Annotated in this window: 19 protein-coding genes and 5 pseudogenes; 10 read left to right on the top strand and 14 right to left on the bottom strand. The window is 60.3% G+C overall.

Annotation, left to right across the window (positions count from 1 at the left end):
- Positions 1–66: 66 nt before the first annotated feature.
- The 4 genes from BLU35_RS16640 to BLU35_RS16625 form a co-directional block, all read right to left on the bottom strand.
- Positions 67–357 carry a type II toxin-antitoxin system RelE/ParE family toxin gene (locus tag BLU35_RS16640; RefSeq protein ID WP_093233767.1) on the bottom strand — a complete coding sequence of 97 codons (291 nt, stop codon included), beginning with the start codon at positions 355–357 and terminating at the stop codon, positions 67–69.
- Positions 345–623, bottom strand: a complete 279-nt coding sequence (locus tag BLU35_RS16635) for a CopG family ribbon-helix-helix protein (RefSeq protein ID WP_093233766.1) — start codon at positions 621–623, stop codon at positions 345–347. Before BLU35_RS16635 ends, BLU35_RS16640 begins: the two co-directional genes overlap by 13 nt.
- A 204-nt stretch (positions 624–827) precedes the next feature.
- Complete coding sequence (locus BLU35_RS16630) at positions 828–1,226, bottom strand: DUF4440 domain-containing protein (RefSeq protein ID WP_057248772.1); 399 nt, start codon at positions 1,224–1,226, stop codon at positions 828–830.
- 35 nt (positions 1,227–1,261) lie between these two features.
- Positions 1,262–2,617 carry an MFS transporter gene (locus BLU35_RS16625; RefSeq protein ID WP_093233765.1) on the bottom strand — a complete coding sequence of 452 codons (1,356 nt, stop codon included), beginning with the start codon at positions 2,615–2,617 and terminating at the stop codon, positions 1,262–1,264.
- Positions 2,618–2,719: 102 nt separating this feature from the next.
- Here BLU35_RS16625 and BLU35_RS16620 point away from each other — a divergent pair, with 102 nt between their 5' ends.
- Both BLU35_RS16620 and BLU35_RS16615 read left to right on the top strand, forming a co-directional pair.
- Positions 2,720–3,643, top strand: a complete 924-nt coding sequence (locus BLU35_RS16620; protein ID WP_210185146.1) for a LysR family transcriptional regulator — start codon at positions 2,720–2,722, stop codon at positions 3,641–3,643.
- Positions 3,644–3,960: 317 nt separating this feature from the next.
- Positions 3,961–4,277, top strand: a pseudogene (locus tag BLU35_RS16615) (PIN domain-containing protein); the annotation flags it as partial.
- 11 nt (positions 4,278–4,288) lie between these two features.
- Here BLU35_RS16615 and BLU35_RS16610 read toward each other — a convergent pair.
- The 7 genes and pseudogenes from BLU35_RS16610 to BLU35_RS16580 form a co-directional block, all read right to left on the bottom strand.
- Positions 4,289–6,523, bottom strand: coding sequence for a tetratricopeptide repeat protein (locus tag BLU35_RS16610; RefSeq protein WP_286161543.1), 2,235 nt, complete (start codon positions 6,521–6,523; stop codon positions 4,289–4,291).
- 311 nt (positions 6,524–6,834) lie between these two features.
- Positions 6,835–7,599 carry a hypothetical protein gene (locus BLU35_RS16605; protein WP_093233761.1) on the bottom strand — a complete coding sequence of 255 codons (765 nt, stop codon included), beginning with the start codon at positions 7,597–7,599 and terminating at the stop codon, positions 6,835–6,837.
- 115 nt (positions 7,600–7,714) lie between these two features.
- On the bottom strand, positions 7,715–8,686 hold the full coding sequence (locus BLU35_RS16600) for an HAD family hydrolase (protein WP_093233879.1): 972 nt from the start codon (positions 8,684–8,686) through the stop codon (positions 7,715–7,717).
- Positions 8,687–8,908: 222 nt separating this feature from the next.
- Complete coding sequence (locus BLU35_RS16595; RefSeq protein ID WP_502688159.1) at positions 8,909–10,504, bottom strand: arylsulfatase; 1,596 nt, start codon at positions 10,502–10,504, stop codon at positions 8,909–8,911.
- Positions 10,505–10,918: 414 nt separating this feature from the next.
- Positions 10,919–11,274 (bottom strand): annotated as a pseudogene (locus tag BLU35_RS16590) (haloacid dehalogenase-like hydrolase); the annotation flags it as partial.
- Between the two features lie 122 nt (positions 11,275–11,396).
- Complete coding sequence (locus BLU35_RS16585) at positions 11,397–13,082, bottom strand: arylsulfatase (protein ID WP_093233760.1); 1,686 nt, start codon at positions 13,080–13,082, stop codon at positions 11,397–11,399.
- 231 nt (positions 13,083–13,313) lie between these two features.
- Positions 13,314–14,981 (bottom strand): arylsulfatase, encoded by a 1,668-nt coding sequence (locus tag BLU35_RS16580; RefSeq protein WP_093233759.1) that lies wholly within the window; start codon positions 14,979–14,981, stop codon positions 13,314–13,316.
- Between the two features lie 512 nt (positions 14,982–15,493).
- Between BLU35_RS16580 and BLU35_RS16575 the strand changes: the two genes are divergently transcribed.
- The 8 genes and pseudogenes from BLU35_RS16575 (at position 15,494) to BLU35_RS16545 (ending at position 21,493) form a co-directional block, all read left to right on the top strand.
- Complete coding sequence (locus BLU35_RS16575) at positions 15,494–17,284, top strand: sensor histidine kinase (protein WP_286161542.1); 1,791 nt, start codon at positions 15,494–15,496, stop codon at positions 17,282–17,284.
- Entirely contained in the window at positions 17,281–17,952 is a 672-nt protein-coding gene (locus tag BLU35_RS16570; protein WP_176907291.1) for a response regulator transcription factor, read from the top strand. Before BLU35_RS16575 ends, BLU35_RS16570 begins: the two co-directional genes overlap by 4 nt.
- Positions 17,953–18,061: 109 nt before the next feature.
- Complete coding sequence (locus tag BLU35_RS16565; RefSeq protein ID WP_286161541.1) at positions 18,062–18,424, top strand: response regulator transcription factor; 363 nt, start codon at positions 18,062–18,064, stop codon at positions 18,422–18,424.
- A 69-nt stretch (positions 18,425–18,493) separates the two neighbouring features.
- Complete coding sequence (locus tag BLU35_RS36670; protein WP_353615035.1) at positions 18,494–18,754, top strand: hypothetical protein; 261 nt, start codon at positions 18,494–18,496, stop codon at positions 18,752–18,754.
- Between the two features lie 12 nt (positions 18,755–18,766).
- Positions 18,767–20,002 (top strand): annotated as a pseudogene (locus BLU35_RS16560) (sulfatase-like hydrolase/transferase); the annotation flags it as partial.
- A 193-nt stretch (positions 20,003–20,195) separates the two neighbouring features.
- Positions 20,196–20,741, top strand: coding sequence for a class I SAM-dependent methyltransferase (locus BLU35_RS16555; protein ID WP_093233756.1), 546 nt, complete (start codon positions 20,196–20,198; stop codon positions 20,739–20,741).
- Positions 20,738–20,953, top strand: a complete 216-nt coding sequence (locus BLU35_RS16550) for a hypothetical protein (protein ID WP_093233755.1) — start codon at positions 20,738–20,740, stop codon at positions 20,951–20,953. Before BLU35_RS16555 ends, BLU35_RS16550 begins: the two co-directional genes overlap by 4 nt.
- Before the next feature lie 189 nt (positions 20,954–21,142).
- Positions 21,143–21,493 carry a hypothetical protein gene (locus BLU35_RS16545; RefSeq protein WP_058328599.1) on the top strand — a complete coding sequence of 117 codons (351 nt, stop codon included), beginning with the start codon at positions 21,143–21,145 and terminating at the stop codon, positions 21,491–21,493.
- Between the two features lie 106 nt (positions 21,494–21,599).
- On the opposite strand, the pseudogene BLU35_RS16540 reads toward BLU35_RS16545, so the two are convergent.
- The 3 genes and pseudogenes from BLU35_RS16540 to BLU35_RS16530 form a co-directional block, all read right to left on the bottom strand.
- A pseudogene (locus BLU35_RS16540) lies at positions 21,600–21,830 on the bottom strand (helix-turn-helix domain-containing protein); the annotation flags it as partial.
- A gap of 55 nt (positions 21,831–21,885) precedes the next feature.
- Positions 21,886–22,649, bottom strand: a pseudogene (gene kduD, locus BLU35_RS16535) (2-dehydro-3-deoxy-D-gluconate 5-dehydrogenase KduD).
- 92 nt (positions 22,650–22,741) lie between these two features.
- The gene (locus BLU35_RS16530) at positions 22,742–24,361 is read right to left on the bottom strand and encodes an ABC transporter substrate-binding protein (protein WP_093233753.1); all 1,620 of its coding nucleotides are present in this window, start codon (positions 24,359–24,361) and stop codon (positions 22,742–22,744) included.
- Positions 24,362–24,390 lie beyond the last annotated feature (29 nt).

The following is a 24,390-nucleotide window of genomic DNA, read 5'->3' as shown; positions in this document are numbered from 1 at the left end:
TCAGTCCAGCATTGAGGACAGTCACATAGGACGAGCAATCGCTCAAAGACGACACCGGCGGCACTCTCAGAAGCCAGCTTCTTTCTGATGGCGCACCGCGAGGATTGTCAAAATGTCCCCATCAATACGGTAGCGCGTGATGTATCCGCTATCTCCAAAATCAATGAGCCATTCTCGATATTGATCAGGCAGATCATCAATGAGGCGCCCCATTTTAGGATGTGCGCCAAGGGCTTGCACACCCCTCACAATGGCTTTACCTGCTCGCTTGGCTGACAATGGGCTTTTGGCCTGCAAGACTTTGCGAAGGCGTTCAAGATCACGAACAGCTGCTGGCGAGAAGACTATTTGTGGCATTCAGGTGCGGCGCTCTCGTCGTCCGTTCCCCACGTGGATAGCCATTTTTCGACCTCGTCCTCAGTGGCATGTAGGCCGGTCGCTTGATACTCCTCCCACGCGCTGAGCGTGGCGTGTCGCAATGCCTCTCGCTTCTCTTCTCGCTCCACGTATTGTGCAATCGCTTCACGCATGATCCAGTGAGAAGACCGGCGGCGGATTTCGGCCAAGTGTTGAACGCGGCCTTTGAGCTCATCATCGAGCTTGAGCGAGGTCGGGGATGCCATGGCAACCCTCCTTAGTTAAAGGTAATACCAGACGCTAAATATAAGCACTGTCGTTTCACTTGTCTATGATCCAGCTGAAACTTGCACGCCCCGCGACTAACAATTCCCTTGCTCTTGACCAGGTTTGAACCGCGTACTTATGCGATCGTTGAAGCACACTTCCTGTACAGCGAGGATAGTGCGCACAGGGCATCGTAGACGTGCCTAAGCCGCAATCGGCGTTTCATGCAGATGCCGCCACCGGAGCGAGCCATCCGCTGAAGCTTCCAAAACGACGGTCGAGCGTCTTGCTGTTTCAACCCCGCCCGCATCCGCGTGCGTCTCGCGATAAGTGACGCAGGCTCCGCCCGACCATTCCTGACTGATCTGCATCTCGTCGACCGTGATCCGCAGCTCCGGGCGCTTCCCGTGCAGACGTGCGAACAATTCACCCACGCCCTCTTTTCCGAGAGCCGTCCCTTGCACGGAAATCATGCGAAACTCAGGCGAGAAGCGTTCGAGCAGTTGCACCAGATCGTTGGGGTGGGCTGTCCCGGTGAACCAGCGCTCGATCTCAATGTGGAGATCGACAATTTCACGGAAGAATTTTTCAATATCGGTCATGTTCGGCTCCTTGTCGGACAGCTTGAAAGAATGGGTTACGCGCGCTGACTGGCTCGCGGCAGCCGCAGAACGAAGGGCAGCGGCAACAAGATCAGAACGGCAGCGATCACAAAGCAGTAGCGGTAGGGCAGGACGTCGGCCACGCCGCCGCTGGTCGCCAGGAAAAGCCCCAGCAGGCCTCCCAGCACACTCGCACCGAGCGAGAAACTGAGCTGACGGTTGATGTTCCACAGCGCACTTGCCTCTGCCATCCGTTCCGTCCGAACCGACGTAAAGGCTGCCGTCTGGGCGGTGGACGTGCAAAGGCTTGCCCCGAAGCCCATTGCAGCAAAGGACGCGATGATGAACTTTCCGGCGAATGGCGTGGCCAGCAGCAGCACGCCGGCGCAGGTGACCGTCATGCCGACGAGAAAGAGCGGGCGCGGGCCGCGGGACGCGAACAGCCGCCGCGTCGACATGATGGCGACGAAGGATGCTGCTGCCCATGGAAGCATGAGCATGCCGGTCTGTGTGGCCGTCAGACCAAGGCGGTCCTGCAAGTACAGGGAGGCGACCAGGTTTACGCCCGTGAAAACGCCCGGCACACACAGGTAGATGATGCTGCCAGTCCTGAGCATCGGATCGGAAAGCAGATGCAGATCAAGCAGCGGATTGCGCGAGCGCAACGCATGGCGGACATAGGCAGCGCCCGCGACGATCGCCAAGGCAAGGACAATTGCGGCATGAACGCCGTTTCCCGTCTGACTAATGAGCGTCAGACCAAGGGGAAGGCAAAACAGGGTGATGGCGCTCAGCAGGAAGCCGGGAATGTCGAGCGCCGGCTTCGCTTCCGCCAATCGATCGACGGGAGCCCAGGCAAGGGCCAACGCAGCTATCGCCGCTGCCAGTGGCGCAACGCCGATAAATACCCAGCGCCAGGACACATGATCGGCCGCGAGCCCGCCGATGGCGGGTGAAAGTGCCGGCACCAACAGCGCGACCGTCATGACCACGGCCGTCAGATGGGCGCGGTCTTCCGGAAGATAGGCGCGATAGGCCATGCTCTGGCCGACCGGCACGAGCAGTCCTCCGCCGAGACCTTGAACGAGGCGCCAGGCAAGAAGCGTCTCAATCCCAGTGGCGCTGCCTCCGCCGATACCGCCCACCGCAACAATGAGCAGGGAGGCAATGAACACGCGGCGTTCGCCGATCCGGCGCGCAAGCCAACTCCCCAGCGGAATGGCGACAGTCAGGCCAAGCATGTAGATCGTGCCGACCCAGGCGAGCTGCACGACCGATGCGCTCAACTCGCGTTGCAACGCCGGCAGGGCGGCGTTGAAGATGAACATATTCGCGAGATCGACGGCGAATCCGAGAAGGTAGAGGGTGGCAATTCGGGAGCGGGCGAACAACGGGAAAACCTTCGATGGGAATGACGTCCGCAGGGATATTCCCTTTCATGCCGTCGAATAAGTCGATACAATTAGACATCACCTGTCGTATATTTTTACCAATTGGAGTGCTGCATGGCGGTGAGTCTGGATCGCCTGACTGTTTTCCGAGCCGTCGTGGAAACAGGATCGTTCACAGCGGCTGCCAAGCAACTCAATCAGGCCAGAGCCGCCATCAGTTTCAACCTCAAGCAGCTCGAAAGCGAATTGGGCGTCACACTCCTTCATCGCACCACGCGCAGCCTTGGTCTGACCGATGCCGGCGAACGGTTTTATGCGCGCTGCCTGCGCATTCTCACGGAAGCCGATGAGGCGATTGCCGAAGCGCGCATGGAGCAAACGGTGCTGAGCGGCAGCTTGCGGCTGACATCGACCGTTGAATATGGCGTCGCGGTGATTGCTCCGGCCCTTCAGGAATTCGCCGCGCTGCATCCGGACCTCGACATCCAGTTCGAGGCCTATCCGACGAATGTCGACCTCGTGCGCGATCGCTTCGATGTCGCCATCCGGCTGGGGCGCAACGAGCAATTCCAGACCTCGCCATATGCCGGTGTGCATTTGGGGACGTATCAGATCAGGCTGGTCGCGTCGCCGGACATCATCGCCGGCGTCGAAGAAACTGCTATTGGTACGCCGGAGATGCTGAGCGCGCTACCGTACATCAGCAATGCCACGGTCGACCGTGTGAAAAGCTGGAAAATGTTCGACGAAGACGGCCGCGAATGCACATTCGAGGTGCCTCGTCAGTCCAGGCTGCTTGCCAACAACGCATCGGTCGTCAAGGCGCTGGCGGTTGCCGGCGCAGGCGTAGCACTTCTGCCTGACTGGTTCGTGGCGCCAGAACTCGCCGAGGGCAAGTTGGCCGACGCCCTGCCGTCCTATCGCTTCCCCGATCACCAGATTTACGCGATGCACCTGCCCATGCAGATGGTCCCGCAGAAAATCCACGCCTGGCTCCGTTTCCTCAGGGATTATGTCCGTCGTTGAACTTCCTGGCACGGCACGGCGGACTTCTGCTCGGAAGGTGTCAGCGCGCCTGATTTCCGACCTCCCCATCACGTAGTGGCTCACAATTTTCGTTGCTGGTTGGTCTGAAAACCGCTTTCGTCGAACGGAGAAACGTTTTTCAGCGTTGAACGCTTACCGTCAACCCAGCCGAGATAGAGCGCTTAGGTTGCAGCCACGCCTCTGCGCCGGCCGCGCAGTGGCGGCGAGCGCAATGGCGTTCCTCTCCTGTCACCTCGGCTGGATGCGCCGCCAATAATGCTCGAAGTCATTAATGTCTTGTGTGATGAATTGCAGTTATATTATTGTTTTACAGCAATATTTTGATTGCTTTGTTTGATCCAAGCCATGTAACCCATGACGATGCGCACGAATGGTTCGCAGCGATTGGCCAGCTCGCCGAGGCGACCTGCCCAATGACCGAAAATGGCTTCATCCGGATTGTGGGCAACCCCAAATATCCCAATTCTCCCGGTTCTCCGTACCTCGTAATGGAGATGATGGGAAAACTGCGGTCGCTCCCCGGCCACAATTTTTGGCCTACCGACGTGAGCCCGTTGGGTCCGGTGATATTGATCCCACAAAAATTCTGACTGCTGGATATGTCACTTCGTCCGACAGGCGCGCTTACCTTCCATGTTGAACTGCATCCTGTAATTGCCTGACGAGTTCTGCGGTCCGTGGGTCATTTGGCTGGAGTCGGGCGAGCGCCTCCGCAAACTCAAGCGTCTCGGCATAGCGGCCGAGTTTGAGTCCAAGCTGAATGGCAGTGCCGAGCAGATTGGCGTCAGTCGCACCCCCCGGAACGGTCGGATCGAATAGTTCGAAAGCGTCATCCGTGCGGCCCACCGCATCCAGCGCGATTGCTGCCGTCGTCCTATATCGGGAGTTGGCAGGGGCCAGGCGCACGGCCGCCTCCAGTTCCCGGATCGCGTCCGGCATCGCCTTTTGGCGAACGAGCGATAAGCCATGTCCGTAGCGGAGGTCTGCCATATCCGGGTTGGCGGCGACCGCCTCAGCGTAGGTCTGTTCGGATTTCTCGTTGTCACCGCTGGCGCGATAGAGCTCGGCGAGATTGATGCGTACGCCGGAAAGCGTCGGATCAAGAGCAATCGCCCGGCGGAACGCCTTTTCTGCGTCATCCGTGCGCCTCTGTTCGAACAGGAAGGATCCGTAGGTGCTCTGGGCCTCGGCGACGTCCGCGTTGGCCTGGACATAGGCGCGCAAATCGTCGACGGCCGCATCGAAGACTCGGCGTTGACCGCCGAGAAGGTCCAGTGACGGGGTGCTGCCAAGAGCCCTGGCTGCGGCCACCCGGACTGCTCGGGCTTCGTCGCCAATAAGAACGCCGATCGCGGCCAATCGAAGTTCAGGCGGCAAGCTGGCAGCCGCTTCTGCTGCCCCCAGTCGGACGAGCGGATCGGAGTCTTTCGCTGCAACTTCGACGTCTGCGGCCGTGGCTACTCCGTCGAGCCTCGTCATTTCGGCAATCGCACTGCCCCTGACGATGCCTGGTTGTTCGCGGTCGGCCAAAAACCTGCGCAGATCATCGATCGCTGCACGATCGTCCTGCGCCGCTGCCGCGAAGGCGTGCGCGATCGTCGGGCGATTGCGCCAGTGCGTGCCGTACCATTTGTCCATGGTCTCCGCTGACCATGCGTTTGTCCTGCCTTCATGACACGAGGTGCAGGCATTCGGGACGCCGTAGGCTTCGGAAAGGTCTGGGCGCGGGATCACGAAGGAGTGGTCGCGTCGCGGATCCGCCTTCATGTAGGTGCGCTGGGACATGTGACAGTTGGCGCATTGCGCGCCGGGCGACCCCGTCGGGTGATGGGTATGTGCCGTCGTGTCGAACACTCCGCCGGGATCGTATTTTTCAAAACGCTCCGGTGCCGTTTCAGTGTGGCATTGCGTGCATAGGGCGTTGCCGACGGCCTTGACCGTACCTTCATGTGGCTTGTGGCAATCAAAGCAGGTGACGCCCGCTCTCGCCATCTTGCTCTGCTGGAAGGAGCCGTACTCGAACACCTCGTCGAGAATCTGTCCGTCCGGAAAATAGAGGTCCCGGCGGAGCAGTGCCGGCGAAAAATGGTCGAGGAAGGCGTTTCCGGGTCGATAGCCATCGACAAGCTTGGTCCGCCGCGCGTGACAGGCAAAACAGGTGCCTGCATCGACCTTCGACAGGCCCAGACCGGGCGCCGCCGTCGGGGCATCTTTGGATTTGGCCTTGGCCCACTCGACATGCTTCGCACCGCCGCCGTGACAGGACTGGCAGCCGATGCTGGTCGCGACGTAGGACGACTTGTATTCGTTCGTCTCCGGCCGAAAATTGACCTGAGGGTTGGTGGAATGGCAGTCGATGCAGGTGCGGTTCCAGCGATAGAAAGGCCCTGTCCAATGATAGGTGGATGCTGGCCGTGCCGGTTTGCTTTCGCCGAGCCAGAACCACGCCTGCTTGTCTGTGTCCCAGGCGACGTCGAAAGCCTGCAATCGCCCGTGATCGAGATCGATCAGATATTGCTGCAAGGGTTCGTAGGCAAAAGTGTATTTAACCTCGAAGTCCGCTTGCCGGCCGTCCGGTCCTTCCGTGCGGACGAAGAAGCGACCGTCGCGGCGGAAGAACTCTGCCGCAATGCCATCGCGCTCGAACCGGGTGTTGTTGAAATCGGCGCGCACGGTTTTGTCATCGGCAAGGGCCATCGCCTTGGCGTGATGCGACGTGGCGAATGCGGCCGCCTCATCGGCGTGGCAGGACGAACATGTCGTCTCGGCCACGAACCCGTCATGAATCGCGATCAGCGGATCAGCGGCGACAGGCGGAGCCGTCTCGGCGGCAACGGTCTGTGCGGCGAACGCAAGCATGGCGCCAAACAATAGGGCTGCCCGAATAAATACCGCTGAGAGAACAAACCCCGTCAATCGAACGCTCCGTATCGTTCTGGAACAAAGGTCTCGCTGCACCCGGCAGCGTGACCAAAGCATCGGGCAGAAACGAAACCAAGAGAAGCCCAATCAGCCGAGTTTACTGTTGGGAACGGTTGCGCTCGTGCTGATTAGACCAACCAACCAGCCTAGAGCGCCGTGCGTTCAAGTGAACGCACAAAGGACGCTCTAGCACTTTGAATCTAGAGCATCTTATCCGCTTCGGTCATTTCACCTGAAAGCGGGATGCTCTAGTAGCAAGGCGGATACGGATAGTAGCCGCATTGCGGCGGGTAGTAATACGGATTGGCTGCTGCAGCGCCGACGGCGGCACCAGCCACCACCCCCGCGGCAACCGGAGCGCCGCGATACCAAGCCCCGTGATAGACGGGCGCGTGCCAATAGGCACCTCCGACATGGGCGAAACTGGCGTCCCCGACACGCGCATAGCTTCCATGAAACCCGCCGGCACCAAAGTCTCCACCGCGGAAGCCACCTCCGCCAAAACCACCGGCGAAATGATCAATGAAAACCGCAGCGGGTCCGGCCGCACCACTCAGACTTCCTTCCAGAACGGCAATATCGAATGTGAGCGTAGTACCTTCCAGTTTTGGAGATTTCAGAGTGACCACGACGTCACTGACGTCCGAGCCACCACCTCCCAGCACCGACACCGTTGCGTTTGGAGGGTCGACAGCGAAGTTGTCCTTGCCCTCATCCCACTGCATGATGAACTGTTCGGTGGTTACATGTCCGGCGGCCCGCACCGGTCGATCGGCAAAGACGATCGAATTTGCCGACACACCAGTCAGAACCAATTTGTCACCATCGATCTTGGCGCCATCCGAATTGATGACTGCAAGTGACGGCACCGGACCGGTGGGCGCGACCGTTCCGATCGCCTTGCCCAGCGGCACATGCTGCTTCTTCGTGGAATCCTGGGCGAGTGCAGCAGTTGATGCCAGTGCCAGGCCTCCGACAACGGCTATCAAGCCGGCGACATGATTGATTTTCATCGTGGATGTCCTTCGAGTTTGGGATAAGCGGCAGGGCCGCCTGTCCTGATGGCCTCACGAACGTGGATGGACATTGACTGCACAAGAGTGTCGCACACGATGCACGCAACGCAGCTTACTTCTTCGGAAAGATCTCTTTCCAATCTGCCTTCATGTCGACCACGGTCCATTTGTTTATCGCCGCTGCATCGAGCGCCTCGTCGAGGCGGCCGAATTCCGTGTCGCGATCGTAGGCGTATTCACGTTCGGCATCGGTGTGATGAATGAGCATGGCGAAACGGACGCTCCCACCCGTCATTGTCGTCCATTGCAGCATTTCCAGGTCGCCGTCGGAATTGCCGAAGGCGGCGATCGGGCGGCGGCCGATATGCTCGTTGATGCCGACCGGCTTGCCGCTCTTGTCATCGATGAAGTTGACCTGCGGCAGGCGAAACAGGGTCGGCATCCCGTCACGCATCTCGAACTGGGTCTTGATCGACGAGCCTACGACCTGTTCGGGCGGGACGCCGTAGACCTGTTCGGTCCATGGCCGCATGAATTCGATACCGCCACCCGAGACGATGAAGGTCTTGAAGCCGTTCGCGCGCAGATAGGCCAGCAGTTCAAGCATCGGCTGGTAGACGAGCTCTGTATAGGGACGCTTGAAGTGCGGATCGCGTGCGGTGGCAAGCCAATCGGAAACGACCTTCTGGAACTCGTCGCTGGTCATTCCGCTATGGGTTGTCATGATGAGCTCGATGAGGCCCTTTTCGCCGGATGCGGCAAGGGTCTTCATGTCGCCTTCGAGCACTGCCTTGAACGGCTGCGTGTCCTTCCATTCCGGATGGGCGGCAGCCTCCGCCTTCACGCGGTCGAGCGCGAAGGCGAGCTGGGTATACATCGGATGCTCGACCCATAGCGTGCCGTCATTGTCGAAGACGGCGATGCGTTCCGGTTCCGGAACGAAGTCGGCCGAGTTTTCCTTGGTCACCTTCTCGACGAAGGCGACGATGGCCGCCTTCGGCGCGGTATTGTTCCACGACGGCAGCGCATCGGTCTGGGCCTGTGAAGGATCACCGGAGCAGGCGACAGCGATCGGAACCAACATTGCCGCGAGCGTTACGAACAGTCGGCGACGGCCGCGCTCGAAATGATGGAACACTCCCATGTCGTGTCTCCTGTTGTTGGCCGAGCAGTTGCCGCGGTAACGGCAAACGCCTTGGAGGTCGTTCCGCTACTTTCCCGTGAAAAATACCGAGCGATCCGCAGCGCTTCCGGTTGACAGGCGGCCCTCCTGGGCCGCCCCGCCATGCGTACGCCCATTGGCGCGTCAGTCGTGCCCAGTCTTCATTTCCCGGACCTTCTGCATGACCTGCTCCAGATTGTAGCTTGCCGGTTCCTGCATCGGTGGGAAATCGATGTAGCTCTCAAGGTGCCTCAGCCACAACTGCTGCCCGATGGGCAGCATGTTCCAGTCATAGACATAAGCCGTCGACGGAGAGGCGATGGCGCCGCCCATGCCGAACAGTGTCTTGATCTGCTGGCCGACCGAAGTTTCGAACGGATCACGCTTGATGTTGACGACCTGCGTCCAGGAATAGGGCTGCACGCCGGAGATAAAGCCAGCCGGGTCGTCCGACACCATCGCGAAGTACATCTTCCAGTTCTTGTATCGCACTGCCGACGGCTCCTTGCCGGAGTAGTACAAGAAGTGGTCGCGCGCGGATTTTTCCGACTTGCCTTCCAGGTAGTCGCGCTGGTTGACCCCGTCGAGCGTGGTCTTGGCGATGCCAGGATACTCGCCCTTCTCGATCCGCGCCTTCAGCTCGTTGCCCTCGGGGCCGCCGGCAATGTCGACCAAGGTGGGCAGCCAGTCGAGAGCGGCGAACATCTCGTTCTTCACCGTTCCGGGCTCTATATGCCCGGGCCAGCGTACGACCAGCGGCGCGCGCATGCCGCCTTCCCAGGTGGACAGCTTGCCGCCCTTGAAGGGGGTGGTGCCGCCGTCGGGGAAGGTGATCGTCTCGGCGCCGTTATCGGTGGTGAAGACGATGATGGTATTGTCGAGCTCGCCCATCTCCTCAAGCTTTTTCAGCACGTAGCCGATGTTGTCGTCCATCTGCTTCATGCCGGCTTCGTTGACGCCCCAGTCCTTGCCGCCAGGCTCGCCGACCATGGCCAGGTACTTGTCCGGGAGCACGGTCGTGATGTGCATACGGGCAGGGTTGTACCAGACAAAGAACGGCTTCTTCGTCTTCTCGGGATCGTTGCGGTCGAGGAAGTCGATAACCTTGGCCGAGATCTCCTCGTCCACGGTCTTCGATCGCTCCAGCGTCAGCGGGCCCTGATCCTTGCAGCTTTGGTTCGCCGCAGTCCCGTCGGAGGATGTGCACGCGAGCATCGGACGCGGTGGCGTCAGGCAAGTCGTCGTCTTGGGATCAACGGCCGCGGGATCCTCCGCAAGTCCTGGGATCGGCGTGTTCTTGCAAGGCGGCGCGAGTGTCTGCTCGGTTGGTGTCCTGTTGATATCAGGGAAGCTTACTCCCTGCATGGCGTCGAGGTGATACAGATACCCCCAGAACTCCTGGAACCCGTGCGCGGTCGGCAGGGATTCAGTGTGATCTCCGAGATGGTTCTTGCCGAACTCGCCGGTGTTGTAGCCGAGATCGAATAGGAACTTGGCGAGCGAAGGCGTGCCGGTCCGCAAGTAGGACGGGCTTCCGGGAATTTCCGGTAGGACCATGCCGACGCGCACCGGCTGCATGCCGGTGAGGAAGGCAGTGCGTCCGGCCGTGCAGCTCTGCTCGGCGTAGTACGTCATGAACTTCGCACCCTCATTGCCGATGCGGTCAATGTTGGGCGTTTCTCCCACCGCAATGCCTTGATGATAGATGCTCGGCTGCATCCAGCCGATGTCGTCGCCCATGATGAACAGGATGTTCGGCTTTCTCGTCTCCTGAGCTTGCGCCGGGGCGATCGCGCCCCAGAGAAACGCCACAGTCGTCAACGCACCGAGACTGTAACTAAGGCTTTTGCGGATCATTTTCAGCTCCTCCGGTGAATACACATCTCCCGTTCGGAAGATATCCGTTGCGGTGGCCTTCGCGCTGGAGCGCCGCGCGTTCAAGGGGGAGCGCACAAAGGACACTCTGGACGCATGGACGACAATCCATCGAAATTCGGCGACCGCATGTAAAATCTTGCACCGACGGATGCGCCGGAAGCACGCCGGAGCATTCGCGTCTGCTGTCCGTTGAAATTGGAATTACGCCCAGTTCACGTAATCGCTACCTATGCAACGCCACCCATCGCATCGGAGCCTAGTCAGGATTGCGCCTCAGCGATATTGTCCTTTGGGGCAGCGCATGAACGGCTGCGTGTCCGTCCATTCGGGATGGAAGCTGCCTCGGCCTTCACGCGGTCGAGTGCGAAGGCGAGTTGGGTGTACATCGGATGCTCGACCCACAGCGTGCCGTCATTGTCGAAAACGGCGATGCGCTCCGGTTCGGGAGCGAAGTCGGGCGAGTTTTCCTTGGTCACCTTCTCGACGAAGGCGACGATGGCCGCCTTCGGGACGGTGTCATTCCACGACGGCAGCGGAGCGGTCTGGGCCTGCGCCGAGGCAACAACAAACAACGTTGCCAGGCCAAGCACGACTCCGCCGGCCAGTCTGAGGAAGTTACGTCCCAAAGTCATAACGACCCCTCCATCGGTTAGGTGTCCAGATTCCCGCATCGTCCCTTGAGACATGCGGAGGACTGTGCCTTGAAACCAGACGGGCGGCCCTGGAAAACCGCCCGTCGTGTTGAGCGGGCCTTCTAGTTACCTGGCTTGTTCTTAATTGCGGCGTCGATCTGCTTCTTGACAGCATCAAGATTGAACGAAGCCGGGTCTTGCATCGGCGGATAGTCAATCGCCGTGAGCGCCAGTTTTGCGACCTCCTGCTGGACGCTGACGAACCGCCAGAACTCGCGTGCGAAGAAGTCATTCATATAGCCTCCGCCGAGGTCATTGAGGCTTTGGCCGCCGATCGATGGTGTCCGCTCGAATGGGTCCTGGCGGATATTCACCATAGTGGGCATGTCCGTTGTGACCTTCCCACCGGGCCAGCCCTGCGGCTGTTGGAAGAACTGGAACTTGAAGTTGTCGATGCGAACCGCCCCCAGAGAAGGGCCGCCGAAGTAGAAAAATTCATGCCGTGCGGATGGGGATTTGCCCACCAGCAGGTCCAACTGATTGTAGCCATCAAGGTGATTCTTGTAGGTCCTGTCGCCCAGCTTCACACCCTTGAGCAACTGATCAGTGATCTCGGTGTTGCCAGCTGCCGCCGCCAGCGTGGGGAACCAATCCAGAGCGGAGAAGATGCCGTTCTCGACAGTGCCCGGCCTGACTTTACCCGGCCAGCGGATGATTGCCGGTGCCCGAAAGCCGCCTTCCATCACCGTACCCTTGGTGCCCTTGAACGGGGTCATGCCACCGTCGGGCCAGGTAAACACCTCCGCCCCATTGTCAGTTGTAAAGATGACGATGGTGTTGTCGGTCTCGCCCGCATCCTCCACACACTTCATGATGGCGCCGACGCTGTCATCCAGTTGCGCCATGCCGGCTTCTTCGAGGCCGTAATTGCTGTCGCTGTTCATGAGCGCCTGGTATTTTGGCGACAGAAACGTCCAGACGTGCATGCGCGTCGTGTTGTGCCAGACAAAGAACGGTTTGCCGTCAGTCTTGGCCTTGTCCATGAAGTCGCACGAGGCCTTGACCAGCACTTCGTCGAACGTGCCCATGTCGTACTTTGCCTTGGGCGTGATGTCATGCATGTTCGGCACGTTGGTCATGTCGGCGAATGGGGCCAGAGGTCCCTCGTCGACGATCCGCTGCTTGCCGATCTTGCCCCAACGCGGCTGCTCGGTCGTGTCGTCCGTGTCCGTTGCAAAGCTGTGGACCAAATTGCGCGGCCCCACTTTGTCCCGGTACGATTGGTCATTCGGGAACGAATACCAGTAGGGGTCTGACATCGCATCGAGGTGATACAGGTACCCGAAGAACTCATCGAAGCCATGCAGCGTTGGCAGGAACTTGTTCAAATCGCCGAGATGGTTCTTACCGAATTGACCGGTGGCGTAGCCCTCGGTCTTGAGGGCGGCGGCAATGGTTGCGGCCTTGTCCGGCATGCCGACGTCTGCCCCCGCTTGTCCGACCGTCGTCAAGCCGGTGCGCAACGGGATTTCACCTGTGATGAAGCTTGCTCGCCCCGCGGTGCAGCTTGCTTCCGCGTAGTAGTCGGTAAATAGCATGCCCTCGGAGGCAAGCTTGTCGAGGTTTGGCGTCTTCCCGGACATGATGCCCCGGTGATAGGCGCCAATGTTGAACCAGCCAACATCATCGCCCATGATGACGACAATGTTGGGTTTTTGCTGATCTTGCGCGGCTGCCGGCATGATTGCTGCTGTCGCAACAAAAGTGGAAGCCAGCAGACCAAACCAGACGTTTTTCATCTTGCTCATGGTCTGGATTCCTCCCTGGCTGCCCGAAATGGGCCGGCAGCCTGCGCCCCATATGGCAACGCCTCATGCCGCATCTTCCAGTTACCGCACGCGGGTCCTTTGTTATCGTCGACACAGCGGAGCAGTTCGCTCGAAGGGACTTCTCACCAAGCGTGTCCGAAATTTCTCTTGCTCTACAGCGTCGCGCATCTTGCCGGCGGCCCCGGTTTGCCCAGGGCCGCCGCACGAAGGTCAATTGCCGGTCGGCAAGGGAATGCTCACGCCTTCCTTCTCAAGCTGCTCGCGCGCCCATTGGAAGCGCTGGTAGTTGGTAAGAGTGACGGGGCCACTGTAAGACTCACTCTGCAGTTTCCGAGGCGGGTATTCCACATACGTCTTCATCAGTTCTTTTATCGCATTCGAGATGGTAACCATGGTCCAGGTGCGCTCGGTATAATTGTTCATGAAGATGTCGTAGCGCTCCTGAGGATCCTGCCAAAGATCGAAGACCTGCGGGACAGTCGCCACGTAGCTCTCGGGACCCTTCCAACCCAGATTGGAATCGACTGCCAATCCTCCGGTCGATCTGCCATCGTCGCCGCGCAGATTGAACAAGGCCTTGTAGTTACCGACGCGCGCGGCACCCGGCGTCAGCTCATTCTCGGTGAAGTAGAACCACGCCTTGCGCGCTGACTTTCCAGTGCCGAGCAGGATCGGCGACATGTCGAAGCTGTCGAACATGATCGGCTTGTCCTCGCGGTCCCTGTCGGGCAATGGAACGCCGCCAGCTGACGCAAACGTTGCCATAAGATCGAGCCCACCGACGATGTCGTGATTCTTCGTCCGCGGCTTGATCTTGCCGGGCCACACGGCGATTGCCGGAACGCGATTGCCGCCTTCGCGCACGGTGCCCTTGGTACCGCGGAACGGTGTGTAACCGGCGTCCGGATAGACATCCTGCCAAGCCCCATTGTCCGTCGTGTAGAAAACCAGCGTGTTCCGGTCCATGCCGCTTTCACGCAGCTTGTCCATGATGCGCCCGATGCGCGCGTCGAGTTCGACGACCGAGTCCGCATATTTGCTCTTCGACAAGGACTTGTGCTGGAACTCGGGCGCAGGCAGGTTCGGCTGGTGCACCTTCATGAAATTCACATTGATGAAGAAGGGTTCATCCGGCGTCTTGGCTGCCGTATCGAGGAATTCGAGTGCCGCCTTTTCGACATAACCGTCGAAATAGGGGATGCCGACAACGCCCTCCTTGCCGTCGATCACCGGAGTGTCGACGTACTGGCCGTTGATCTTGAAGTCCTCGGTCACCGGCGCGCCGGCTTTGCCGGACAGCGCTCCTTTGGTCACCTTCTGGAACATGGCCCTGAGTTCCGGATCCATGTCCGGGAACCAGGTCGGATCGGCATAGGTGTAGGCGTTAAGGTGATAGAGCCCGGCATACTTCATCTCGTCATAGCCCTGGGCGTTCGGCAGCGCATAGTCGGCTTCGCCCAGATGCCATTTGCCGGTGAAGTAGGTGTGGTAGCCGCCGCGCTTCAGCACAGACGCCAGCGTCCACTCCGCTGCCGGCAGGCCCCCACCCTGGCCCTGGAAGGCAACTGTGGTCATGCCGCTACGGTTCGGAATGCGCCCGGTCTGCATGGCGGCGCGCCCAGGCGTGCAACTCGGTTGGGCGTAGAAGGAAAAGAAGGTCATGCCTTCATCCGCCAGCCGGTCGATATTCGGGGTTGGCATGCCGCGCCCTTCGCCGCCGCCATAAGGGCCGAGATCGCCGTAGCCCGTATCGTCGGATACGATGAACAGGATATTGGGCTTTCGCGTCTCCTGGGCTTCCACCGGGGTAACCGCGCCCCAGAGAACGGCCATAGTGGTCAACGCACCAAAACCACAATTGATGGTTGTGCGACTCATTATCGGTCCTCCCGCAGAACATGTGATGACGCATTTTCACAGCCGGAAGACGGCTGACGGTGGTTTGACCACGTGCCGATCTTGCATTGATGGATGCGCCGAAGCACGCCGCGCGTCTGCTGTCGCCGAAATTGGAACTACGCCGAGTTCACGCAATTGCTACTTACGCGAAAGCCACTCATCGCATCACAGCCTAGCCAGGAACGCGCCTTGGCGATATTGTCCTTTGGGGCAGCGCGCACGAGTTGGCGCGGTATGGATCGATCAGCAATCGCATTGGGTGTGGAAGCCGTACGCAGGGCAGCAAGGTTTTGGCGGGGGGGGCCGGACCAATTTTGAAATAGTTGAACGCCGACGGGCAACCGCCCCGGCCGCATCGTCACCTCCGAAGACATCGATTGAGAATGGCGCAAAGGACGTTCAATATGGTTCGTGCATCAACGAAACCATCGAACCCGTTCACCCGGATCGCATCCGCGTTTCCTTGCCTTCTGCTTCTCTTGAACGTTGCGATGGCCGAGCCCTTGTCGGCGGAGATCCTGGACCAGGTGCCACGCATCCTCATCCTCTATCCCTATGACGAGAGAATCCCGGCAACGACCATTGCTGGCGAGACCCTGAGACATCGACTGCAGCAGGCGACAATGGGGAAGGTCGATCTGTTCTCGGAATTTCTCGATCTTTCCAGATTCCCCGAGAAGGTTCACATCGACCGGATGGCGCGATATCTCAGTGAGAAATACGCCGACCGACGTCCGGATGTAGTGGTTGCGCTTGGTGAGGAGGCAACGGGCTTCATCGTCAAGTACCGGCATGCGGTCGCCCCGGATGCGAAGATCGTGTTCTGCGGCTTCAGCGGCGTGGATGCCGCGAAGTTGCCGAGCGACGTCGTCGGGGCCTTCAGCGAGTATGACATCGCAAAAACCCTTCTCATGGCGCGCGGTCTCCAGCCGGATGCCCGCGAACTCGTCATCATCGGCGGGTCCTCGGATTTCGACCGTTCCTGGCTCGCGACGGCGCGCGCGGATCTCACCGGCCCCGCAAGCGGTCTTAAAACGACCTACGTCGAGGATTTGACCATCGATGAATTCGCGGACCGCGCCTCGCGTGTGCCGGAAGGGAGCATTATTCTGGTCCTCACCGTCTTTACCGATCGCAGCGGCCGGAACTTCACTCCGCGTAACGCGCTCGAACGGATTGCCGCCAAGGCGAGCGCTCCGATCTACGGTCCTTACTCCACGTATATCGGCCATGGCGTCGTCGGCGGTAATACCGTCACCTTCGAGTCGGTCGGAACGGCGGTCGCCGAACTCGCCCTCGACGCGATCGCGGGAAAACCGATCGCCAACGTCAACGTACCGAAAACCTTTGTCGCCGATGCGAGAGAGTTGACGCGCTGGGGCTTGCCGGAGAGCGGGCTTCCTGCCGGAACCGTCCTGAACTTCAAGGAGAAGAGCCTCTGGGAGGAATACTGGGCGGCGATCATCGGCATCGTTGCGGCGCTTGCGCTTCAAGGGGTGATCATCACGGTGCTTCTGGTCGAGCGGCACCGTCGGCTGGCCGCGGAGCAGGAAGCGCGGCTGCGTCTGCTCGAACTCGTGCATCTCAACCAGTCGGCAACGGCGGGAGCCCTGTCGGCATCGATCGCCCATGAACTGAATCAGCCGCTCGGAGCGATCCGCAGCAATGTCGATGCCCTCGAAATCCTGCTTCGGAAAGAGCAGCCGGATCTCGACCTCATCCGGCAGATTCTCGTCGACATCCGCGAGGACGACCAGCGCGCCAGCGATATCATTGTTCGACTGCGGGGACTGCTGAAGAAGCGAAGCGAGATCGACTGGCAGGAATTCGACCTGAATGAGGTGGTCAACAGCGCGATTCATATCCTCCACGCCGAGGCGGGACAAAAAAGCATCGTCGTCAGCTCCAGCGACCCGACCCGGGCGCTGCCGGTGCGGGCCGATAAGGTACATCTCCAGCAAGTCATTCTCAACCTCGCCACCAATGCGATGGACGCCATGGTCGATGCGGCGGCGATCGAGCGGAAGCTGGTCTTTCAGACGGCGCTGATCGAGAATTCCGAGGTTGAGCTGTCGATCTCCGATACCGGCCGCGGCATCCCGAGCGACCAGCTCGACCATGTTTTCCATGCGTTCTACACGACCAAGCCGACAGGCACCGGGCTGGGACTCTCGATCGCCCGCGCGATCATCGAAACCTATGGCGGCAAGATATGGGCGGACAATCGCGCCGAAGGCGGCGCCGTGTTTCGTTTCGTCCTGCCGCTTGCTCAGCACGGATGACCCAGTTGGAACCCGTCATTCATATCGTCGACGACGACAAGTCCTATCGCACCGCGCTGGCACGGTTGATGGAGGCATCCGGCTATCGCGTCGTCACCTACGGCTCGGGCGAAGAGCTTTTGGCCCACCTGACGGGCTCCGGCCCCGGATGCATCCTCCTCGACCTGCAGATGCCCGGTCTGAGCGGGCTCGAGTTGCAGCACCGGCTCACCGAGAAAGCGCCGCTGCTGCCGATCGTGTTTCTGACGGGGCGAGGCGACATCAAGGCGAGCGTCCGGGCGATGAAGGCCGGCGCCGAAGATTTCCTGGAGAAGCCGGCCTCGAGGGAGGCGTTGCTGGAAGCCGTCGAGCGGGCGCTGCTTCGCTCAGAGATACGGCGCGCCGAACACGATCGCGTCCAGGCACTCCAGGCACGTCTGGAGGCCCTGACGCCACGCGAGTTCGACGTTTTCGGCCTGATCGTCCGCGGGAAGCTCAATAAGCAGATCGCTTACGATCTCGGTACCTCCGAACGAACCGTCAAGGCGCACCGGCACAACGTCATGGAAAAGCTTGGCGTGCATTCGCTGGCCGAGGCCGTGTCGATCGCGGAGAGACTGGGACTTCTCGACCCGACGGCAAAACCACCTGGAAATGCGCACGGTGCTGTCCGCGGCGCTTCCCCATAGGACAATATCCAGCCTTCGACGTTGGTCATACGATCGTCATGATCGGGGCTGGACATGCCTTTCCGCATGGGCCTCAGAAAGGCATCCGTTGGAAAGCCAACCACGGAAAGTGGCCGTCGTGGAAGACGATCCGAGCATGCGCAAGAGCGTCGCGCGGCTGTTGAACGCGCATGGTTTCGCGACGGAAGGATATGCCTCGGCCGAGGCCTTTCTGGACCGCGTCCCGTCGAGCGAGATCGGCTGCATCGTACTCGATGTCCATCTCAGCGGCATATCCGGCATAGAACTCTGGCACCGGCTGAAGGACGGCGGCTCGAAAATAAAGGTCATCCTCATCACCGCCGTCGACGATCAGGCGCTCGAACAGGAGGCGGTCAACGCGGGCTGCGTCGCCTATCTGCACAAGCCGTTCCCGGCCGAATCCCTGATCGACGCCATCAACAGGGCAATGACGGTTTCGCCCGATGATTGAATGACGAGCCAGCGGGAGCCGCTCCGAAGGAGCACTCGCGGGCGGCGGTTTCGAAAGGGGAGACGAAACATGAAGTGGCTCGGACCGTGGCGGGGAATGTGCTTTATATTGGCGATCGGCTCCTGTCTCGTTGCCAATGCGTTGCCTGTCGGAACAGCATCTGCGCAGCAATCGACGCCAAACATCCTCTTCGTTCTCGCCGACAACATCGGCTACGGCGACATCGGCGTCTACGGCGGCGGGGAGCTGCGCGGGTCGCCGACGCCGCGCATCGACCAGCCCGCCGCAGAGGGCCTGCGGCTGACGCAGTTCCTGGTTGAGCCATCCTGAACGCCGTCGCGCGCCGCATTGATGACAGGTCGCTATTCCATCCGCTCCGGGCTATCGCTGGTCGCGATCGCAGGCACGCCTTTCTCGCTGCCGGACAACGAAATCACCATGGCGGAAATGCTGCACGACGCCGGCTACGCCACGGCGATCTTCGGCAAGTGGCATCTTGGCGCCCAGGTCTATAGCCAGCCACAGAACCAGGGCTTCGACGAGTTTTACGGAATCCCTCCTGGTGACACCTGGGACGCATTCTGGATGATCCGCCAGGGCCATCAGACCAAGTCCATCGAAGTCCCGCTCGACAAGGGGCCGCACATCGTCGAGGCCAAGCGGGGAGAGCCGGTGAAGCTGGTGAAACCCTATACCGAGGAACTGCGTCGCGGGATCGACTGGGAACTGGTGGACCGCGGCGTCGATTTCATGAGGCGCCATAAGGCGGCCGGCAAGCCGTTCTTCCTGTATCTGCCGATCTCCCGGACGCACTTTCCGAACCTGCCCTCGAAGCGCTTCGAAGGAGCCTTCCGCATTGGCCAGTTCGGCGACTCGCTGATGGAGGGCGACGCGATCGTCGGCAAGATGCTTGACGCACTGAAGGATCTTGGCATCGAGGAAGACACCATCGTGGTCTTCGCCTTCGACAATGGGCCGGACGGCCCCGGAGCAAGCCGCTTCGGCACCGACATGCCGGACATGGGAACGACCGGTCCCTATCGCGGCGCGCTGGGCGACGTCAGCGAGGGCGCGATCCGCACCGCCGCGGTGATCCGCTGGCCGCAACGGATCAAGCCGCGATCCTCCTATGCGATGTTCTCGATCATGGATTTCTTCCCGACATTCGCGAAGCTTGCGGGCGGCAAGGTGCCGGATGACCGGCCGTTCGACGGGATCGACCAGAGCGACCTGCTGCTCGGCGACAATGACAGCGGACATCGCGAGCATTTGCTGACCTTCGTCGGTTCCGATCTGGTCGCCGTCCGCTGGAAGCAATTCCGGGCCTATTTCGCCGACGTGGCGCTCGGCCGCAGCGGCCATGGCGGCGCAACGCTGCTGGGCGGCGTGGGAAGCAGCGCGGCGCCTATGAACGGCTACCCAAAGGTGTTCAACATCAAGTCAGATCCGCACGAAGAGCACAATATCGGCGAGATGTACAACTGGGTCCTCGGCCCGGTGTTGAAAACGGTGGAGGAATACAAGGCGAGACTCGCGCGGTCACCCAATCCGCCCGCCGCGAACATGACGAGGTTCTGAACGTCAATACGTTGTAAAGGCGGGCCTTTTGGTTTGAACGCGATCATAATGCCACCGACGGCGTCACGCCGATGTAGGTCGAGGCCCGACTAAGGACCATAGGTCGGTTCAGCCGCTCACCGCTACCTGTGGATCGGATTGGAGAAGAGGCCGCCACCTGAGAAATGATAGCACCGCGCTAGGGACGATAAGTATGCCGACGGACGCCAGATCGAAAGAATCGCGTGATGAAGGGAGACGCAAGGACTCCCGGCTCGAAAAATTGCTCTTCCGCCTGGAGGCCCAGCGCATCTGCCTCGAATGGGCCTTCAGAGAGATAGCCGGCCGTCCGGGCATTGTGTTCGAGATGGGTCTGGGTCACGGTCGCACCTACGACCACTTGCGCATCCATCTCCCGGAGCGCGAAATCTATGTGCTGGATCGCGAGACCGACTGTTTCGCCGACTGCACGCCGCCACAGAATTATTTGTTGCTCGGCGTCATCGAGGACACGCTTGCTGCCGCAGCCACCCGCTTTGGCGGACAGGTCATCCTGGCACATGCGGATATGGGTTCATATGTCGAAGCGAATAATATTGCGACAAGCGCCAAACTGAGCCGATGCCTCCCGCCGGTCCTTTCGCCGCATGCCATCGTCCTGTCCGATTTGCCGCTCGAACTTTCGGGGACCCGTTCGCTACCGCATCCACCGGGCGCGCGCCAAGACACGTATTTTCTCTACGTCAATGGGCCCCGGTGATCCGCTGGCCGCAACGGATCAAGCCGCGATCCTCCTACGAGATGTTCTCGATCATGGACTTCTTCCCGACATTCGCAAAGCTTGCGGGCGTGTTCAACATCGAATCGGACCCGCATGAGGAGCACAATTTCGCTGAGATGTACAACTGGGTCCTCGGCCCGGTGTTGAAGACGGTGGAGGCCCTGGATGATCCTAAGACGCACCGACCTTAGCCGGTCAGTGAAACTTACAGAGTATCGTGGCGGTCGATCCTGCCAGCGGCCGGCAAGTTCAGACGACTTCCCCTAAGGACAATATCGCTCAGTGGAGTTTCGCGTAATCTCAGTCGGGACGAGTTGCTTGAGCAGCCGCGCTTGGTTGCCACCCCGTCACAAGCGCAAAACCTAGGAAGGAGCATGACAATGAACCGTATTGCGACTTTTTCTATGATTGCCAGCCTCTCCGCCCTGAGCTTCGTTGGAATCGTGCACGGTCAAGGTGCCGCAATGGACTGGCCCAAAGAGATTGAGCAAACTGTCCGCAGCTACAGCGGCGACAAGATCAATGTCGTCGATGTAAGCACACTTGCGGAGCAGAACCAAACGCGCATGTGGGTCGAGCATGCCACGCCGGAACAACGTGCGGCGCTGCTCGAGGCGGTCAAAGCGAACAAGTCCTTGGCTGAAAAGCTGAAGGCGCAGAACGTCGAGATGGACAACATTGGCGGCGCTGAACAGGCGACTGACGGCGGGCTGACGATCTACGTTCGCTAACCCTCCCCGGGGTCAGTAAAGCGGGGTGCGGAACACCGATGGTGCTCGCGCCGCATCCCGCTCCATCCGCGAGCATACCGCGGCAGGCGTTCGGTACTCGTTACCTTTATGGGACGCCCCACGCGCGAAACCTCCCCCACCCCGTCATTTCCCGCAAGCCAAGCTCGCCGACGATCCGGCGGGCTGCTTCGGCCCAACGTCGAACGCCTTGGTGGACCATACCGGCCGAGACCAGCGGCATGGCCATGACCAACTCAATCAGTTCCGGCAGTTTCGACGGGGTGCGTCGGCCGGTCAGCTTCCGCGCCATCATCTGCCGCGCCAACGCCAGCCGGTCACTTCGAAGCGCTTCGTGCTCGCGTCACTCAACGGGCCCGCCAACGCATCTCCGTTCATCGCGCCAACCATCCTCCATCGACCGGGATGACGGCACCATGCATGTAGCGTGACGCCGGCGCGAGCAGGAAAACGGCAGCATCGCCGATATCCTCGGGGGTGCTCCAGCGGCCAGCAGGAATGCGATCGATGATCGCAGCGCTGGATCGACGTCCGTGCGAAGCGCCTTGGTGTTGTTGGAGACGATATAGCCAGGCGCGATAGCGTTGACATTGATACCCTGGCTTGCCCATTCGTTGGCAAGAATCCGCGTTATGCCCAGCACCCCATGCTTTGACGCCGTATAGGAGGCGACGCGAATGCCGCCCTGGAAGGACAGCAGTGAGGCGATGTTGACGATCCGCCCGACGCACTTTTCGTCAAGAAGCCTTCGGCCGTAGGCCTGGCTCAGAAGAAAGGCAGCCTTCAAGTCGAGGTCGATCACCTCGTCCCAGTCCGCCTCCGAGAGTTCGACCGAGGCGGCTCGGCGGATGATCCCGGCATTGTTGACCAATCCGTCCAGGGAGCCGAAATACTCCCAGACGCGATCGATCAACCGCTTGACCGCATCACCATCGGCGAGATCGCAAGCAAACGACACCGCCCTGCCGACCGCTGCTCCAACCTTTTCGACCGTCTCCGCCATGGACGAGCGCCCGACCGCGACCACCTCGCCGCCGGCCCGGCCGATCGAAACTGCAATACCTTGGCCGATCCCGGTGTTGGCGCCGGTGACCAGCACGCGCCTTCCCACCAGGCTGAAGGCGGAACGGTCGCTCATCGCGGCACCTCCATCGGCACCGGGTCGACGTCGGTGTAATCGACATTGTCGCACCTGCCGAAACAGGCGCGCAGAAACCCAACATGTTGGGACTATTCCTCGATATCGACCTTGTCGAATCGATGCGAACCCAAGGGTTCCATCACGTAGTTCTTCACCTTTTTCGACATCGGCAGCACAACGGTGGAATGAGCAATCGGAACCCAAGGTGCCTGGTCGCTGATCATGGCCTGCGCTTCTTCGTACAGTTTCGTCCGCTCGCTCTGATCCGAGCTGGTACGCGCCTGCTGGAAGATCTCGTCGAGCGGCTTGTCGCACCAGTTGGCATTGTTGCTGCCGCCAACGCCCGAGCAGCTGAAGAAGTAGCTGAGCAGATTGTCGGGATCGCCGTTGTCGCTCGTGCCGCCCAGGATGACGGCGCCATCGCGCGCTTCGTCGCGCACCTTCTTCAGGTACTCGCCCCATTCATAGGAAACGATCTCGACGCCGATGCCGACCTTGGCAAGGTCCGCCTGCATCAGCTCGGCCGCGCGACGAGCATTCGGCATGTATGGACGGCTGACGGGCATCGCCCAGATTTTCATCTTCAGATCTTTGACGCCGGCTCCGTCGAGAAGCTTCTTTGCCGCTTCCGGATCGTAGCTGTAGCCCTCGATGCTGCCGTTATAGCCCCACATCGTCGGCGGCAGGACGCTTTTGGCGACCTGGCCCATGCCCTGATAGACGGAATCAACGATCGCCTTGCGGTCGATCGCCATGTTGATGGCGCGGCGCACCTCCAGCTTGTCGAACGGCGCGACCAAGGTGTTCATCGCGAGATAGGAGACGTTGAGACCCGGTTGTTCCAATACCGTCAGGTCCGGATTTGCCTTCAGCCCGGCAACATCGGCCGGCGCCGGGTACGGCGCGATATGGCATTCGCCCGCCTGAAGTTTCTGCATGCGTGTCGTCGGGTCGGTGGTGATCGCGAAGATGAGATTGTCGATCTTCGGCGCGCCGGCCCAATAGTCTGCATTGGCTGCAAAGCGGATCGCCGCATCTTGCTGGTAGTCGACAAACCGGAACGGCCCGGTGCCGACAGGCTTGCGGTCGAGGTCCTCGCGCCGTCCCTCAGCCGCCAGCTTGTCGGCGTACTCTTTCGACATGATCGAGCCGAAGTTCAGGGCAAGCTTCGCCGGAAGCGACGCATCCGGTTGCTTCAGCACGAACTTGACGGTCATTTCATCGACCTTGACGATGTCCTTGATGACCGTTGGCATGTCCATCGCGTTGAACATTTCCCAGTTCGCACCAGGAAAGTAGCTGTTCCACGGGTCGTCCTTGTCCAACTGGCGAATGTAGGTGAAGAGCACGTCGTCTGCGTTGAAATCCCGTGTCGGGGTGAAATCATCCGTCGTCTGGAACTTCACGCCTTCCCGCAGTTTCAGCGTGTATTCGAGATTGTCCTCGGAAATGGTCCAGCTTTCGGCGAGGCCCGGGGCGACGTTGGTGGTGCCGGGCTCGAATTCAGTGAGGCGATCGTAGATCGTCTCGGCCGAAGCATCCCACGTGCTGTTGGCCGAGTAGAGCGCTGCGTCGAACCCCTCTGGCGCGCCCTCCGAGCAATAGACGAGCGTCTTCGCCATGGCAGGCGTCAGCGCCACGCCCGAAAGCATGGTTGCTGCAAACAGGGAAACAAGGGTTTTGCGCGTCCGCGCGAATTTCAAAGTCATTGGCGTGTCCTCCCTTGGGAATGGAATGC

This window comes from Sinorhizobium sp. NFACC03 (assembly GCF_900103435.1).
Lineage (GTDB): Bacteria > Pseudomonadota > Alphaproteobacteria > Rhizobiales > Rhizobiaceae > Ensifer.
Note: the sequence above shows the minus strand (reverse complement) of the source record. Positions and strands in the feature narration are given on the sequence as shown.

Coding starts and splice junctions, on each gene's coding strand:
- BLU35_RS16640 (WP_093233767.1), bottom strand. CDS start 357: ATGCCACAAATAGTCTTCTCGCCAGCAGCTGTTCGTGATCTTGAACGC.
- BLU35_RS16635 (WP_093233766.1), bottom strand. CDS start 623: ATGGCATCCCCGACCTCGCTCAAGCTCGATGATGAGCTCAAAGGCCGC.
- BLU35_RS16630 (WP_057248772.1), bottom strand. CDS start 1,226: ATGACCGATATTGAAAAATTCTTCCGTGAAATTGTCGATCTCCACATT.
- BLU35_RS16610 (WP_286161543.1), bottom strand. CDS start 6,523: ATGCTTGCGTTCGCCGCACAGACCGTTGCCGCCGAGACGGCTCCGCCT.
- BLU35_RS16605 (WP_093233761.1), bottom strand. CDS start 7,599: ATGAAAATCAATCATGTCGCCGGCTTGATAGCCGTTGTCGGAGGCCTG.
- BLU35_RS16600 (WP_093233879.1), bottom strand. CDS start 8,686: ATGTTGGTTCCGATCGCTGTCGCCTGCTCCGGTGATCCTTCACAGGCC.
- BLU35_RS16595 (WP_502688159.1), bottom strand. CDS start 10,504: ATGGGCGACGACATCGGCTGGATGCAGCCGAGCATCTATCATCAAGGC.
- BLU35_RS16585 (WP_093233760.1), bottom strand. CDS start 13,082: ATGAGCAAGATGAAAAACGTCTGGTTTGGTCTGCTGGCTTCCACTTTT.
- BLU35_RS16580 (WP_093233759.1), bottom strand. CDS start 14,981: ATGAGTCGCACAACCATCAATTGTGGTTTTGGTGCGTTGACCACTATG.
- BLU35_RS16575 (WP_286161542.1), top strand. CDS start 15,494: ATGGCCGAGCCCTTGTCGGCGGAGATCCTGGACCAGGTGCCACGCATC.
- BLU35_RS16570 (WP_176907291.1), top strand. CDS start 17,281: ATGACCCAGTTGGAACCCGTCATTCATATCGTCGACGACGACAAGTCC.
- BLU35_RS36670 (WP_353615035.1), top strand. CDS start 18,494: ATGAAGTGGCTCGGACCGTGGCGGGGAATGTGCTTTATATTGGCGATC.
- BLU35_RS16555 (WP_093233756.1), top strand. CDS start 20,196: ATGCCGACGGACGCCAGATCGAAAGAATCGCGTGATGAAGGGAGACGC.
- BLU35_RS16545 (WP_058328599.1), top strand. CDS start 21,143: ATGAACCGTATTGCGACTTTTTCTATGATTGCCAGCCTCTCCGCCCTG.
- BLU35_RS16530 (WP_093233753.1), bottom strand. CDS start 24,361: ATGACTTTGAAATTCGCGCGGACGCGCAAAACCCTTGTTTCCCTGTTT.